Origin of the sequence: Pseudomonas sp. JQ170C (genome assembly GCF_035581345.1) — a bacterium.
GTDB lineage: Bacteria > Pseudomonadota > Gammaproteobacteria > Pseudomonadales > Pseudomonadaceae > Aquipseudomonas.
Genome location: NZ_CP141608.1, coordinates 2,205,395 through 2,219,165, shown reverse-complemented (window position 1 = coordinate 2,219,165; position 13,771 = coordinate 2,205,395). Strand labels below are relative to the sequence as shown.

The window sequence follows — 13,771 nt, the reverse complement described above, 5'->3', positions numbered from 1 at the left end:
CGCAGCATTCATCGTCCGGAAAGACTAAAAATCAGCCAGCGCGGCAGTTTTTTGCAGCTCGCTCTTGATCACTTTGCCGGTGGCATTGCGCGGCAGCGGCCCTGCGTGCAGGAACACCCGCGCCGGCACCTTGTAGGCCGCCAGGCGTTCACCGATATAGGCACAGATGGCCTGGGCATCGAGGTGCTGCACGGCGCGCACAGCCAGTGCCACCGCCTCGCCCAGTTGCGGATGCGGTATGGCAAACGCAGCTGCCTCCTCCACCCCCGGCATGTCACCGATGCAGGCCTCGATCTCGGCCGCCGAGATCTTCTCGCCGCCCCGGTTGATCAGGTCCTTGATTCGCCCGCTGATGCACAGAAAGCCTTCTTCATCGAGGTAGCCGGTGTCGCCGGTATCGAGCCAGCCATCGCGCAAGGTGGCGGCGCTTTCCTGCGGCAGGTTCCAGTAGCCCTGCATCAGGGTCGGCGCGCGCAGCCAGATCAGGCCGCTGCTGCCGACCGGCAATGGCTGCTGCGGGTCATTGCCGATACGCACATCGACGATCGGCAAGGGCCAGCCACAGCTGGACGGCTTGTAGACGAACTGGTCGCCCCCCACCGCCGCGCCGATGCCATTGCTTTCGGTCAGGCCATAGCCGCTGCCGCCAATGGCATCGGGTTTGCGCTCGATCATGCTGGCGAGCAATCCCGTGGTCGAGGCGCCGCCGCCCAGGCCAAGGCCGAACAGGCTGGCGGTGTGCTCGCCGCCAAAGCGCGGCGAGTCCAGCAACTGCTGCATCATCACCGGCGCGCCGTTGAACTGGGTGCAGTGCTCGTCGCGAATCAGGTCCAGCGCGCGCTCCACATCCCACTTGTACATCAGCACCAGGCGCCGGCCGGTGCGCAGGGCCAACAAGAACTGCGCATGCAGGCCACTGACATGAAACAGCGGCACGGCGATCAGGCTGGTCGGGGCAAAGCCGCTGTCGATCACCGCACCAATGCGCTCGGGCGAACTCATGGCGCAGTGCGCACCCTGGAATTCCAGTGCCGTCAGCGCCTGGCAGATCGCCCGGTGGCTGGACAACACCCCTTTGGCGCGGCTGGTGGTACCCGAGGTATAGAGGATCAGCGCCGGCGCATCCGGGTCCGGCTGCAGGGCCGGCACCGGCAACGGTGGTGCCGCCAGCAGGTACTCGTAGCGGCGACAGTGAGCCGGCAGTGCCAGCCCCGGCGTGGCGCCGACCACGATGGTGGGCAGGTTGATCGCGGCCAGGTCCTGGGCGACCACCTGCAAGCGGGCGTCATCGCACAGCAGCAGGCAGGCGCCGCTGTCCTGCACACCGTGCAGCAACTCGTCGCGCAGGCCCCAGCTGTTGAGCGGCACACACACGGCGCCGCAGCGCTGGATGGCGGCAAAGACCACCAGCCAGGCCGGCTGGTTGCGCATGGCGATGGCCACGCGCTCGCCGGGTTTCACGTTGAAGCTGTCGATCAGTTGCCCGGCCAGTCGATCGACCTGGTCAAAGTACTGGTCGAATGTCAGCCGCTGCTCCTGCCACACCACGAACTCGCGGTTGCCATGCACCCGCGCAGCGTCGATGAGTTGCAGCAGGTCGCAGGCGGCGTGGCGAAAATAGCGCGGGCCACCGTCGGCCGGGGTCACCACTTCAAACGGCGAGCCCGGTGCAATCAGTTGCTCCCAGGCGCTCTGCCAGCGTTGCTCGATCATAGTGTTCTCCGCTCAGGCGCTCGCCGTGGCCAGGGCCGCGTAGCGCTCGCAATGAAAGTCGCGATCACCCAGGCAGGCCTGGGCCACCCGCACCCGCTTCAGGTAAAGGCCCACATCCAGCTCGTCGGTGACGCCGATGCCGCCGTGCATCTGCACCGCCTCATTGCTGACCTTGAGCGCGGTATCGCCGGCCTTCCACTTCGCCAGGCTCACCAGGCGGCCGCGGGCGGCGGCGCTCAGGCTGTGGTCATCGAGTGCCGACAAGGCGGCCATGACCGCGCTGCGGCTCAGGGCCAGGTCGACGTAGAGCTGGGCGGCGCGGTGCTGCAGGGCCTGGAAGCTGCCAATCGGCGTGTCGAACTGCACCCGTGTCTTGAGGTAGTCCAGGGTGGTTTCAAACAGCTGCTCGGCAGCGCCCAGCAGTTCGGCCGCCAGGCATGCCCGGCCGCGATCCAGGGCCAGGTCCAGGCTGGCCCAGCCCTGCCCCGGTTCACCCAACAGCGCATCGCGCCCGACCCGCACCTGCTCAAGGCGCAAGCGGGCGCAATTGCGCGCATCGATCAGCGGCAAAGCGCTGCACTGCAACCCCGGCGTGTTGGCCGGCAGCAGGAACAGGCTGATGCCCTGCTCGTCCCCGGCAAGCCCCGCCACCCGTGCTGCCACCAGGTAGGCATCGGCGCCCAGGCCATCGAGCACCCAGTACTTGTCGCCTTCAAGGCAATAGCCGTCGCCCTCGGCGCGGGCTTCAAGCACGGTGCCTTGCGGCGCATGACGGGCCTGCTCGTCCAGGGCCAGGGCCAGGCGCAGGTCGCCGGCGATCAACGGCGCCAGCCAGCGGTCAAGCTGCGCGGCGCTGCCGGCCAGGTGCAGCAGCGAGCCACCCAGCACCACACTGGACAACAACGGCGTGGCGGCCAGGTTGCGGCCGATGGACTCGAAGATCGGCCCCAGGCCCATGCAGCCGAAATCCAGGCCACCCAGTTGCTCGGGAAACGGAATGGCGCTCCAGCCCAGCGCCACGGCATCGCGCCACAGCTGTGGATCGAACCCCGTGCTACCGGCCTCGTCACGCAACCGGCGCTGGGCACTGACCGGGCTGCGCGCGGCGAGAAAATCCCGCGCACTGTCGGCCAGCAAACGCTGCTCGTCGCTGTAGACCAGGTTCATGGCGTCACTCCTTTCTTGGCATCGGGCAGACCAAGCACGCGCTTGGCAATCACGTTGAGCTGCACCTCCGACGCGCCGCCGGAGATGGTCAGGGCATAGCTGTTGAGCCAGCTGCGGGTAATGTTCAACTGCGCATCGTTGAAGGCGTCGGACTGCCAGCCCATGGCACAGCCGCCCATAAGGTCGAGCAGCACCTCGAACTTGTCGCGCTCCTGCTCGGTGTGCACCAGCTTCATCATCGCCATCAGGCCGCTGATGTCGTCGCCCGCCTGCGCCGCCTGGCCCATGCGCTGCACCGTGAGGTCGTAGCTGCGTTCGTTCATGGCACACGCCACCGCGCGCCCCTGCAGCACGTACTCACTCTGGCTGCGTGGCTGCGGCAGGTACTCGCGCAGCAAGGCCAGCAGATCAACGTGGGACGGCAGGCTGATCTCACCGAACTTGGACATGGCCTTGCGCTCGTGTTGCAGCAGGCGCTTGGCCAGGTTCCAGCCACCGTTGAGCGGGCCGATCAACTGGCTTTTGGGCACTTTGACGCCGTCGAAGAACACCTGGCAGAACGCCGATTTGCCGCTGATCAGATCAATCGGCACCGGGTTCACCCCAGGGCTGCGCATGTCGAGCACGATCAGGCTGATGCCCTCGTGCTTGGGCGCGGCCGGGTCGGTGCGCACCAGCGCGTACATCCAGTCGGACTTGTCGCCATAGGACGTCCAGATCTTGCTGCCATCGACCACGAAGTGGTCACCCGCATCGCGGGCACTCATCTTCAGGCTGGCGAGGTCGGAGCCGGCGTTGGGCTCGGAGAAGCCCTGGCACCAGCGCACTTCGCCGCGCGCCATGGGCGGCAGCAAGGTCTGTTTTTGCGCCTCGCTGCCGAACTCCAGCAGCACCGGGCCGAGCATCCACACGCCCAGGTTGATCTGCGGCGGGCGGCACTTGAGGCGACGCATTTCGCTTTCCAGCACCGCCAGTTGCTCGGCACTCAGGCCCGCGCCGCCGTAGGCCTGGGGCCACTCGGGGCAGAACCAGCCCTTGTCGCGCATGCGCTCGAACCACAGCTGCGCGTCGGTGCTCGGAAACTGCGGTTGCTGCGCGCCCCAGACCACATCGCCTTCACCCATCGCGGTGCGCATGGAGGGCGGGCAGTTGGCCTCAAGCCAGGCCCGGGTGTCGTGCCGAAATTGCTCGATGGTGCTCATGAGATTGACCTTTATTGTTGTTGGGTTACGCGGCCTGTGGGAGCGGGCTTGCCCCGCGATACGGGGTGCCTGACACACCGCTATCGCGGGGCAAGCCCGCGCCTACCTGTGTGGCCGGGGCATGCCCAGGCCGAACTGGGCGATCAGTTCGCGCTGGATCTCGTTGGTACCGCCACCAAAGGTCACGGTCACCGAGGCACGCACTTCGTATTCCAGGTCGCCGTGCAGCAGGGCCGCCGCCGAGCCGCTGCGCAGCGAGCCGTTGGCACCGACAATGGCCGAGAGCCTGCGCAAGATCTCGATGGCCGACTCCGAGCCGTAGACCTTGGTGGTCGAGGCCAGGGCCACATCCACGCGATCGTGTTCAAGGTCGGCAGCGATGCGAAAGTTGGTCAGGCGCATGGCCTCCAGGCGCGCATAGCACTCGGCAAGCGAGCTGCGCACCCAGGCCTTGTCCATCGCCCGACGGCCCTGCTCGTCACGGCTGCGGGCCCACAGGTACACGCGGCGGAACAGCCCGGCGATCTTGTCCGACCAGGAGCCCAGGCCCAGGCGTTCGTGGTTGAGCTGGGCGGTGATCAGCTTCCAGCCGCCGTGCAGCTCGCCCACCAGCATGTCCTTGGGCACCCGCACGTTGTCGTAATAGGTGGCGGTGGTGGGGTTGCTGGTGGTCGGGATCAGGGTGCTGGAAAAGCCCGGCAGCTGGGTGTCGAGGATCAGGATCGACACCCCCTTGTGCCGCGCCTGGGTGGGGTCGGTACGCGCTGCCAGCCAGATGTAGTCGGCCGACTCCGCGCCCGAGGTCCACAGCTTGTTGCCGTTGACCAGAAAGTGGTCCTCTTCGAGCCGCGCCGAGGTCTTGAGTACCGCCAGGTCACTGCCGGCACCGGGCTCGGAATAACCGATGGCGAACATGATTTCGCCGCCGGCGATGCCGGGCAAAAAGCGCTCTTTCTGCTGCGCGCTGCCGTGGGCGATGAGGGCCGGGCCTACGGTGCTGATGGTCACGAACGGCAATGGCGCGCCAGCAATGTTGGCCTCCTCGAAAAAGATCAACTGCTCGGTGGCGGCATAGCCCTGGCCGCCATGTTCCTTGGGCCAGCCCACCGCCAGCCAGCCATCGCGGCCCATCTGGCGCACGGTCTGGCGAAACAGCTCGCCGCCTTCCTGGCCGCGCAGCTGCTCACGCAGTTGCGGGGTCATGAGGGCCTGGAAGTAGTCGCGCACCTTATGGCGCAGCGCCTGTTGTTCGGGGGTGAGATCAACGAACATGAGCTGCTCCTTAGGCCGCGCCGAGAATCAGGCCGCTGGTAGGCACGCCGGTACCGGCGGTCACCAACACGTTATGCACATCGTCCACCTGGTTGACCGCCGTGCCGCGCACCTGGCGCACCGCTTCGGCCACGCCGTTCATGCCGTGGATATAGGCCTCGCCCAACTGGCCGCCGTGGGTGTTGATCGGCAACTTGCCGCCACGGGCGTGGTGGCCGGCACGGATGAATTCCTTGGCCTCGCCGCGACGGGCAAAACCGAACGCTTCAAGTTGCGGCAGCACGAACGGGGTGAAGTGGTCGTAGATCACCGCGGTCTGCAAGTCGTCCGGGCCGAGCTTCGACTGGCGGTACAGTTCGCGGGCCACCACGCCCATCTCCGGCAGGCCGGTGATGTCGTCGCGGTAGAACGAGGTCATGATCTGCTGGCCATCGGTGATGCCTTGGGAGCCGGCCTTGATGATTACCGGCTTCTGCGCCAGGTCGCGGGCACGCTCGGCCGAGGTGATCACCATGGCCACCGCGCCATCGGACTCCTGGCAGCAGTCGAGCAGGTGCAGCGGTTCGCAGATCCAGCGCGAGGCCTGGTGCTCTTCCAGGGTGATCGGCTTCTCATAGAAGAACGCTGCCGGGTTGGTGGCGGCAAAGTCGCGCACCGCTACCGCTACCCGGCCGAAATCTTCGGAGGTTGCGCCGTAGGTGTGCATGTAGCGCTGGGCGAACATGCCCACCCAGGCGGCCGGGGTGTGAAAGCCGTGGGGCATGTACCAGCCGTAGTTGACGTTCTCGAAGATCGGCGTCGAGGCAAAGCCGTAGGTGCCGGTGCCGAAGCGGTACCAGGAACGCTCGTTCATGGCCCGGTAGACCACCACCACCTTGGCAACGCCGGTGGCCACGGCCATGGCCGCATGCATCACCGGCCCGCAGGCAGCGCCGCCGCCGTGGGGCACCTGGGAGAAGAACTTGACGTCCTTGCAACCGAGCAGGCGGGCAATTTCGTATTCGGGCACCTTGTCCACCGAGTACGAGCTGAAGCCCTCGACCTCGGAGGGGTCGATACCGGCATCCTTGAGCGCACTCAAGGTGGCTTCCAGGGCCAGGCGCAGCTCGGTGCGCCCGGAGTTCTTGGAAAATTCGGTGGCGCCCAGGCCAACAATGGCGGCGCGACCGCCAAGCGATGAATCGGTCATCTGTGTGTCTCCGCCTGTCAGGGCAGGATCAGCGCGACCGTACCGGTCACGTGATTGCCCATGGAATTCTTGCCGCTCAAGGTCACCTGCACGGTGCCGGTGTCGGCATCCTTGCTGGTCACGCTGCCGTTGAAGGTCATGCTGTCGCCGGGGTAGTTGGGCGCGCCCAGCTTGATCTTCAGCGACACGAACTGCGCCAGTGGCCCTGCCCAGCCTTCGACGAAGCGCTGCACCAGGCCGTTGGTGGTGAGGATGTTCATGAACAGGTGTGGCGAGCCCAGTGCCTTGGCCGCTTCCAGGTCGTGGTGCCCCGGGAAGTAGTCACGGGTGGCGATCGCACCGCCTGCGATCAGGCCGACGGTGATCGGGATCACCAGCGCCGGCAGCGCGTCGCCGGGGTGCACGTCTTCAAAGCGCAATGTGTTCTTCGAGGTCATATTTCCATCCCAGCTTGTCGTTATCGCCCAGCCAGTCGCCAAGGCGTTCCAGGCTTGCCGCCGATCCCCCCAGGGCAAGGCCCAGGGCGCGGCTCCAATAGAGAAAGCGGTGGATCGGGTAGGTAAGGTCCACGCCGATACCGCCATGCACGTGCTGCGCGTTATGGCCGATGCGGTGCCCGGCCTCGCAGGCCAGGTACGCCGTGGCCAGGGCCTGGGCGCTGGCGCCAAGGCCGGCATCGAGCCGGTAGCACAGCTGCCAGAGGTTGCTGCGCAGGGCTTCGAGGGCGATGTGGGCATCGGCCATGCTCATCTGCACGGCCTGGAAGCTGCCGATCGGCCGGCCGAACTGCTCGCGCTCGCTGACGTAGGCCACGGTGCGACGGATGTGCTCGGCACTGACGCCCAGTTGCAGCGCGGCCAATGCCGCCTGGGCACGCGGCTCCAGCCAGTCCAGCGCAGGCCCGGGCAGCAGTTGCTCGGCACCGATGCGCAAACCCCGGACCTCGACTTCGGCCACCGGCTCGCCGTGGGTCAGCACGCCCGGCACGCGGCGAACCTGCGCGGCAGCGAGGTCCAGCAGCACCAGCCGTGGCTGGCCCTCGGCCTCGGCCAGTACCAGCGCGGCCTGGGCCTGCTGGCCGAAGGCGAGCGCCGATACCCTGCCGTCGAGCAACCAGCCGCCTTCGCAAGGCTGCGCCTTGAGTTCAATGCCGCAGGCACTGGCGCGGGCGTCGATGGACAGGCTGAGGATCACCTCGGCCGAGGCGGCCCGCTGCGCCCAGTCGGCAGCCTGGCCCAGGGCAAAATGCGCCAGGGTCGCCGCCGCCAGTTGGTGACGCCACAGCGGCACCTGACCCAGGCTGCGACCCTGGGCCTGGAGCACCAGCATCAGCTCGGTCAGCCCCAGGTCGCTGCCACCGGCCTGCTCGGGAATCGCCAGGGCATGCAGCCCGGTTTCCACGCACAGGCCCCAGAGGTCGCCCATCATGGCTTCGCCACTGTTGTCCCATTGGCGCAGGGCGTCGTCGTCACAGTGGTCGGCAAACAGGCTGTCGGCCATCTGGGCGATGGCACGCTGGTCTTCGCTCAGCTCGAAGTTCATGACGCCTCCTGCCCGGCAACCGGCCGGAACAATGGCAAGGTCTGCTGCTCATCGAAAACCTGGAACTCCACCTGCAAGCGCTGGCCGATCTGCAACTGGCCAGGCGCCACGCCCACCAGGCCGGCAATCAGGCGCACGCCCTCCTCCAGCTCGATCAGGCCGATGGGGTTGGGGTGCTCGAACGGCGCCACCACCGGGTAATGCATGACCACGAAGGAATACAGGCTGGCCCGGCCACTGGCCTGCACGGTGTCCCAATCGAAGCTGTGGCACTGGATGCACACCGGGGCCGGTGGGTGACGCAGCGTCGAGCAGGCCGTGCAGCGCTGGATCAGCAACTGGCCCTTGGCGCAGCCTTCCCAGAAGAACCGGGTGTCGTCACTGATGCCCGGCAACGGCCGCTTGGCCACCACCGGCGCCTCGCTGGCCGGTGCAGGCGCTGCAGGGGCCTGGGCCGCCGGACGGAACTTGAACACGCGAAACAGCAACTCGCCCACCGGCTCGTCGCCCCCGGCTTTCTCGACAAAATGGCTCATCACCAGGGTGACGAAAAAGCCGGTGCCAAGACCGGTGGTTTTTTCCTCGCCTACCGACTCCAGGCGGGTGGTGTAGTAGAGCTTTTCGCCCAGGCGCACGGGCCGGTTGAAGGTCAGTTCGGAGTTCACCGCCACCACCGAGTTGTAGCCGTGGGCCTCAAACAGCTTGAGCACCTCGTAGGGGTTCTCGTCGGTGGAGCCTGGCGGGTAGTTGTTGGCGTGAAAGCCTTCCATGGTCCACACCTGAAGCATCCCCGGCGGGGCGATCAGGCCTTCGTGAACGCTTTCAAGGGCTGCGCAGGGGTTGGTGTAGAGCGGGTTGTCCACGCCCATGATTTCGCACCACTGGCGAATCATCGGTGCGTTCACCTCATCCCAGGCATACACCCGCCCGTATTGGCGCCCCACCAGGGCGCTCACATTGGACAGCAATTGTGGATCTGCCACAGTCGTCTCCTGCAAAGTGAGGGCAGCGACCGGCACGCCGGTGCTGCCGGGGTCGATCAGGTCGGCAGCACCTGGGCCGCATCAAGAAACGCCGGGCGCTCGCCACCGCCGTGCAGCAGCAAATTGCAGCCGCTGGCGTAAGCGGCCAGCGGCGAAGCCATGTACAGGCAGGCGTTGGCGATGTCTTCGGCCACAGCCATGCGCCCGGCAGGAATGCCGGCGCTTACGGCCGCGATACCGGCTTCGGAGCCGTAATGCAGGTGGGCTTGCTCGGTCAGTACCAGGCCCGGGCTGACGGCCACCACCCGTACCTTCGGCGCCCACTCCACGGCCAGCGACTGCACCAGCGCCAGAACGCCGGCCTTGGCCGCGCCATAGGCGGCGGTACCCGGCGAAGAACGCAGGGCACTGATGCTGCCGATAAAGAGAATGCAGCCACCTTCGGCCTGCCCCTGCATCAGCCGGTTGGCGTGCTGGGCGACATTGAAGGGGGCGATCAGGTTGAGACGGATGATGCTCTCGTGAAACCGCGGCGATGCGTCGGCGGCCGGTGCCCGGGGGCTGCCGCCGGCATTGTTGACGAGCACATCGAGGCGGCCGTATTCGTGACCGATGGCATCGAACAGCGCTTGCAGCGAATCGCTGTCACGCACATCCGCCGGCATGAACGCCGCGCGGTTGTTGCCATGTGTCGGCACCTCCAGCGGCGCATGCCGTGCACAGACAATCACCTGGGCGCCGGCGGCGAGAAATTCGCTGGCGATCCCCGCGCCGATACCCTTGGTGCCGCCCGTGACGAGCACCACCTTGCCGCTGTAATCCAACCCCGCGTGCTGACCCATGTCGTGCTCCTTGTTCGCTTGACAAGGGTCACTCTAGGGACAACACCGACGCCGTACTTCGTCTGAACGGACGATGAATTGCACCGGGCAGGTGCTGACACTGGGGCATCGACTTACGCGCACGAGGATGCCCATGGACGACTCCAACGCCCCACCGGTTCTGCTCGAACACCCCCTGCCCGGCGTCGCCCTGCTGCGCCTGAACCGCCCCCAGGCGACTAATGCCCTGAGCCTTGAACTGCAGGCGCTGCTGTCACAGCACTTCACGGCGCTGGCCGAGGATCCCGGTGTGCGCTGCATCCTACTCACCGGCGGCGACAAAGTGTTTGCTGCCGGTGGCGACATCAACAGCATGGCCGGGGTCGGGCCCATCGACATCTACAAACGCCATACCGAACGGGTGTGGGCACCGATCCAGCACTGCCCCAAGCCCGTGATCGCCGCGGTGTGCGGCTATGCCTATGGCGGCGGCTGTGAGCTGGCGATGCTCGCCGATTTGATTGTCGCCGGCCGTGGCGCACGCTTCTGCCAGCCGGAGATCCGCATTGGCATCATGCCGGGCATCGGCGGCACCCAGCGCCTGGTGCGGGCGGTGGGCAAGGTCAAGGCCATGCGCATGGCCCTGACCGGGCAACCGATCAGCGCTGAAGAGGCCTGGGTGGCGGGGTTGGTGAGTGACCTGGTGGACGATGACCAGGTGCAGGCCAAGGCCCTGGAGCTGGCGGGTGTGATTGCCGCGATGCCGGCGCTGGCGGCCGAACAGATCAAGGAAGTGATCCTCAACGGCATGGACGCGCCGCTGGAAGCGGGCCTGGCGCTGGAGCGCAAGGCCAATGCGTTGTTGTTTGCCTCGCGGGACCAGAAGGAAGGCATGCAGGCGTTCATTGAAAAACGGCCGGCGCGGTTCGAGGGGTACTGAGCGCAGTTGGTCGCGGGGCAAGCCCGCTCCCACAGCGATCAGTCCGGGAAACGATCTACGCCCGCTGCGCGGCCGATCGCAGCCTCGTATCTCGGCAGCGGCTACACCGCCCGTAGCCGCTGCCGACAGGCTGCGATCGACTGCGTAGCAGTCGCCAATGCGGTGATGTCAGGCGCTGCGCGAATCTGTAGGAGCGGGCTTGCCCCGCGATAGCGGTCGTCCTGTTCCGTCGCATCGCGGGGCAAGCCCGCTCCCACTGCGATCAGTCCGGGAAACGATCTACGCCCGCTGCGCGGCCGATCGCAGCCTCGTACCTCGGCAGCGGCTACACCGCCCGTAGCCGCTGCCGCCAGGCTGCGATCGACTGCGTAGCAGTCGCCAATGCGGTGATGAATGGCATGGTGAAGACAGTTGCTCCCACCGGTGCTGTGGGAGCGGGCTTGCCCCGCGATGGACCACTCAGATGCTCATCAACAACTGCCCGCTATCCACCCGCAACTCCACCCCATTGATCGCCCGCGACTCATCACTGGCCAGGAACAGCACGCTGGCCGCCACGTCCTCGGGCAGGCACATCCGCTGCATCGGGTCACTGTCGATGGTCATGCGCTCCGGGTCCAGCCCCGCCGGGTAACTGCCACGGGTCATGGCGGTGAGCACGCTGTCCGGGTGCAGGGTGTTGCAGCGAATCCGGTACTTGCGCTGACGGCAATGCACCGCCACCGAGCGCGACAGCGCCGCCACCGCACCCTTGGAGGCACTGTAGGCCAGGTAGTCCCCGCGCCCGCCCAGCGCCGCGATCGACGACATGTTGATGATCGAACCGCCGGTGGCCTTCATCAGCCCGATGGCCTCACGGCAGCCCAGGAACACACTGTCGCTGTTGACCCGCAGCACCTGGTGCCAGGTGTCCAGCGTGGTGTCTTCCACCGAGCCGCTGCGCAGGATGCCCGCGTTGTTGAACAGGATGTCCAGGCGCCCGTAGCGGTCGCGCAGCAACGCCATGACCTGCTGCCAGTCACTTTCGCTGCTGGCATCAGAGCGGATGAACGCAGCCGCTGCGCCGATCTCGGCAGCCAGGGCCTGACCGGACGCTTCGTCGACATCACTGATCAACACCTGTGCCCCTTCTGCCGCCAGCAAGCGCGCGCAGGCGCGGCCTATGCCGTTGGCGCCGCCGGTGACCAGGGCGACTTTGCCGTGTACACGTGCGCTCATATTTCACCTCGTGTTGTGGTTGATGCTTCGCGGGGCAAGCCCGCCGCTACGGTGCGTTGGGCGCGGGTTTGCGCCGCGATGGCGGCCCCCGCGCGACGCCCGGAAAACACGCAGTCCGCCAGCGACAGACCGCTGATGTACAGGTGCGAAGGAATACCCAACGCCGTGCGGCCCGCGGCATACAAGCCAGGAATCGCCTGCCCCTGGGCGTCGAGCACGGCGCCGCTGTCTTCATTCACCTTCAGGCCGCCAAGGGTCAGTGCACCCAGCGGAAAAATCGGATTGCCCACGGAAATATCGCAGGCATAGAACGGGCCCTGATCCAGCACCTGGCGACTGCCCGGTGATTTGCCCCACTCATCCTCGGCCTCACCCCGCGCCGCCGCATTGTTGCGCTGCAGCGCCTGGCCCAGCGCCTCGACCTGCATGCCGGTGGCCTGGGCAAGCTGCGTCGGGGTCTTGCCCTTGCGCGGCTTGCACAGCATCAGCGCCAGTGCCGGTACGGTCTGGAACCACCAATAGCCACCGAACAGGGCCTGGCGTATGGCCTTGGCGCGCAACCGGGCATCGAGCACCAGCCAGGCGCGGCCCCCCTGCTCTTCCATCAGCGGCTGGCCGAGGGTGGCGCCGTACACTTCCTCGTTGCAGAAACGCTTGCCGTCGCGGTTGACCACAATGCCCTTGGGCCAGCAGTGCGGCGGGTTGATAAAGCGCCAGGCCGACACCCGCTCAAGCCCGCCACTGGCGGCCCCGGCGCTCTGGCCCAGGCGCAGGCCGCTGCCGTCACAGCCGGTGGCACCCACCTTGAAATTGCGCCGATAGCCCGGCGCATGCTCACGCATCAACTCTCGGTTGAAGATGAATCCACCGGTGCTCAGCACCACACCCTGGCGGGCATGCACCCGGTAGGGCTGCGCATGCTCGCGCTCAAGCCTGCTGACGCGCTGGCGCAGCTTGTCGCAGAACCCCGGCGCCAGGTTCTGCCAGCGCTCGGCGCGGGCGGCCAGGCGCGCGTGGGTTTTCGCCGCCTCACTGCCCGGTGACAGGCGCCACAACTCGGCACCGATCACCCGGCCCTGACCGTCGAGCACCAGGCGCCGTGCCGCCGCTTGCAGCAACGGGCGTGCGCCTGCCTTGAGGCACGCGGCCTGGAGGTGGCCATACAGCACCGCACCGCCCTGCCCCTTGCCCACGGTGCGATGGCCCCGGGGTGCGGGTGGCAGGGTGTCGGTGTGCGAGGGCACCAGTTCGTTGCCGGAGAAGTAGAGAAAATAGCCATCGGCCGGGTACGAGGTCTTGCCGCCTGGTGGCATCTGGTGGCCATAGGGCGCGCCGTGGCCTTGCAGCCATTCAAGGTTGGCCACGCTCTGGTCGCAGAAGCGCCGCAAGGTGGTGTCGCTGACCACGCCGCAGGTTTCATGCTTGAGGTAATCGAACATCGCTTGCGGGCTGTCGGCGACACCGGCGGCCTGCTGCTGGCGGGTGCCCCCGCCGGCATACACCACGCCGCCACTCTTGGCACTGGCGCCACCGCCGGTAAAGCGGTCGGCGATCACCACATCGGCGCCACTGGCGCGGGCTTCGAGGGCCGCGCAGGCACCGGCCGCGCCCCAGCCGATGACCAGCACATCGCACTGTTCATCCCACTTCAGCGTCTTGCTGTCGCTGACCCGCAGCGGCGCCAGGATGGTGCTGCAGCTTGAAAACGTATCGGACGTCTGCAT

At 66.9% G+C, this 13,771-nt stretch carries 12 protein-coding genes; 1 reads left to right on the top strand and 11 read right to left on the bottom strand.

Features of this window, described 5'->3' with window-relative positions:
• Positions 1 to 24: 24 nt before the first annotated feature.
• The 9 genes from U9R80_RS10465 to U9R80_RS10425 all read right to left on the bottom strand — a co-directional run bounded on the left by U9R80_RS10465 (position 25) and on the right by U9R80_RS10425 (position 9,910).
• Positions 25 to 1,713 carry a class I adenylate-forming enzyme family protein gene (locus U9R80_RS10465; protein WP_301839742.1) on the bottom strand — a complete coding sequence of 563 codons (1,689 nt, stop codon included), beginning with the start codon at positions 1,711 to 1,713 and terminating at the stop codon, positions 25 to 27.
• 12 nt (positions 1,714 to 1,725) lie between these two features.
• Complete coding sequence (locus U9R80_RS10460) at positions 1,726 to 2,880, bottom strand: acyl-CoA dehydrogenase family protein (RefSeq protein WP_301839743.1); 1,155 nt, start codon at positions 2,878 to 2,880, stop codon at positions 1,726 to 1,728.
• Positions 2,877 to 4,082, bottom strand: a complete 1,206-nt coding sequence (locus U9R80_RS10455; protein WP_301839744.1) for an acyl-CoA dehydrogenase family protein — start codon at positions 4,080 to 4,082, stop codon at positions 2,877 to 2,879. The genes U9R80_RS10460 and U9R80_RS10455 overlap by 4 nt, the downstream gene beginning before the upstream one ends.
• A gap of 102 nt (positions 4,083 to 4,184) precedes the next feature.
• Positions 4,185 to 5,354 carry an acyl-CoA dehydrogenase family protein gene (locus tag U9R80_RS10450; protein ID WP_301839745.1) on the bottom strand — a complete coding sequence of 390 codons (1,170 nt, stop codon included), beginning with the start codon at positions 5,352 to 5,354 and terminating at the stop codon, positions 4,185 to 4,187.
• Between the two features lie 10 nt (positions 5,355 to 5,364).
• Positions 5,365 to 6,543, bottom strand: coding sequence for a lipid-transfer protein (locus U9R80_RS10445; protein WP_301839746.1), 1,179 nt, complete (start codon positions 6,541 to 6,543; stop codon positions 5,365 to 5,367).
• 17 nt (positions 6,544 to 6,560) lie between these two features.
• A complete protein-coding gene (locus U9R80_RS10440) occupies positions 6,561 to 6,980 on the bottom strand; it encodes a MaoC family dehydratase (protein WP_301839747.1) in 420 nt (139 codons plus the stop codon).
• Positions 6,952 to 8,085 carry an acyl-CoA dehydrogenase family protein gene (locus U9R80_RS10435; RefSeq protein ID WP_301839748.1) on the bottom strand — a complete coding sequence of 378 codons (1,134 nt, stop codon included), beginning with the start codon at positions 8,083 to 8,085 and terminating at the stop codon, positions 6,952 to 6,954. Before U9R80_RS10435 ends, U9R80_RS10440 begins: the two co-directional genes overlap by 29 nt.
• Entirely contained in the window at positions 8,082 to 9,068 is a 987-nt protein-coding gene (locus U9R80_RS10430; RefSeq protein WP_301839749.1) for a bifunctional MaoC family dehydratase N-terminal/OB-fold nucleic acid binding domain-containing protein, read from the bottom strand. The genes U9R80_RS10435 and U9R80_RS10430 overlap by 4 nt, the downstream gene beginning before the upstream one ends.
• Positions 9,069 to 9,124: 56 nt before the next feature.
• Positions 9,125 to 9,910: an SDR family oxidoreductase gene (locus tag U9R80_RS10425; protein WP_301839751.1), complete on the bottom strand. Its 786-nt coding sequence runs from the start codon at positions 9,908 to 9,910 to the stop codon at positions 9,125 to 9,127.
• Between the two features lie 133 nt (positions 9,911 to 10,043).
• On the opposite strand from U9R80_RS10425, the gene U9R80_RS10420 reads away from it, so the two are divergent.
• On the top strand, positions 10,044 to 10,829 hold the full coding sequence (locus U9R80_RS10420; RefSeq protein WP_301839752.1) for an enoyl-CoA hydratase: 786 nt from the start codon (positions 10,044 to 10,046) through the stop codon (positions 10,827 to 10,829).
• Positions 10,830 to 11,288: 459 nt separating this feature from the next.
• Here U9R80_RS10420 and U9R80_RS10415 read toward each other — a convergent pair whose 3' ends face one another.
• Positions 11,289 to 12,047: an SDR family oxidoreductase gene (locus U9R80_RS10415; protein WP_301840707.1), complete on the bottom strand. Its 759-nt coding sequence runs from the start codon at positions 12,045 to 12,047 to the stop codon at positions 11,289 to 11,291.
• On the bottom strand, positions 12,044 to 13,771 hold the full coding sequence (locus U9R80_RS10410) for an FAD-binding protein (protein ID WP_301840706.1): 1,728 nt from the start codon (positions 13,769 to 13,771) through the stop codon (positions 12,044 to 12,046). Before U9R80_RS10410 ends, U9R80_RS10415 begins: the two co-directional genes overlap by 4 nt.

Bases quoted from the DNA above. Each gene is read 5' to 3' on its own strand.
- U9R80_RS10465 (WP_301839742.1), bottom strand. From the start codon at position 1,713: ATGATCGAGCAACGCTGGCAGAGCGCCTGGGAGCAACTGATTGCACCG.
- U9R80_RS10460 (WP_301839743.1), bottom strand. From the start codon at position 2,880: ATGAACCTGGTCTACAGCGACGAGCAGCGTTTGCTGGCCGACAGTGCG.
- U9R80_RS10455 (WP_301839744.1), bottom strand. From the start codon at position 4,082: ATGAGCACCATCGAGCAATTTCGGCACGACACCCGGGCCTGGCTTGAG.
- U9R80_RS10450 (WP_301839745.1), bottom strand. From the start codon at position 5,354: ATGTTCGTTGATCTCACCCCCGAACAACAGGCGCTGCGCCATAAGGTG.
- U9R80_RS10445 (WP_301839746.1), bottom strand. From the start codon at position 6,543: ATGACCGATTCATCGCTTGGCGGTCGCGCCGCCATTGTTGGCCTGGGC.
- U9R80_RS10440 (WP_301839747.1), bottom strand. From the start codon at position 6,980: ATGACCTCGAAGAACACATTGCGCTTTGAAGACGTGCACCCCGGCGAC.
- U9R80_RS10435 (WP_301839748.1), bottom strand. From the start codon at position 8,085: ATGAACTTCGAGCTGAGCGAAGACCAGCGTGCCATCGCCCAGATGGCC.
- U9R80_RS10425 (WP_301839751.1), bottom strand. From the start codon at position 9,910: ATGGGTCAGCACGCGGGGTTGGATTACAGCGGCAAGGTGGTGCTCGTC.
- U9R80_RS10420 (WP_301839752.1), top strand. From the start codon at position 10,044: ATGGACGACTCCAACGCCCCACCGGTTCTGCTCGAACACCCCCTGCCC.
- U9R80_RS10415 (WP_301840707.1), bottom strand. From the start codon at position 12,047: ATGAGCGCACGTGTACACGGCAAAGTCGCCCTGGTCACCGGCGGCGCC.
- U9R80_RS10410 (WP_301840706.1), bottom strand. From the start codon at position 13,771: ATGCAGACGTCCGATACGTTTTCAAGCTGCAGCACCATCCTGGCGCCG.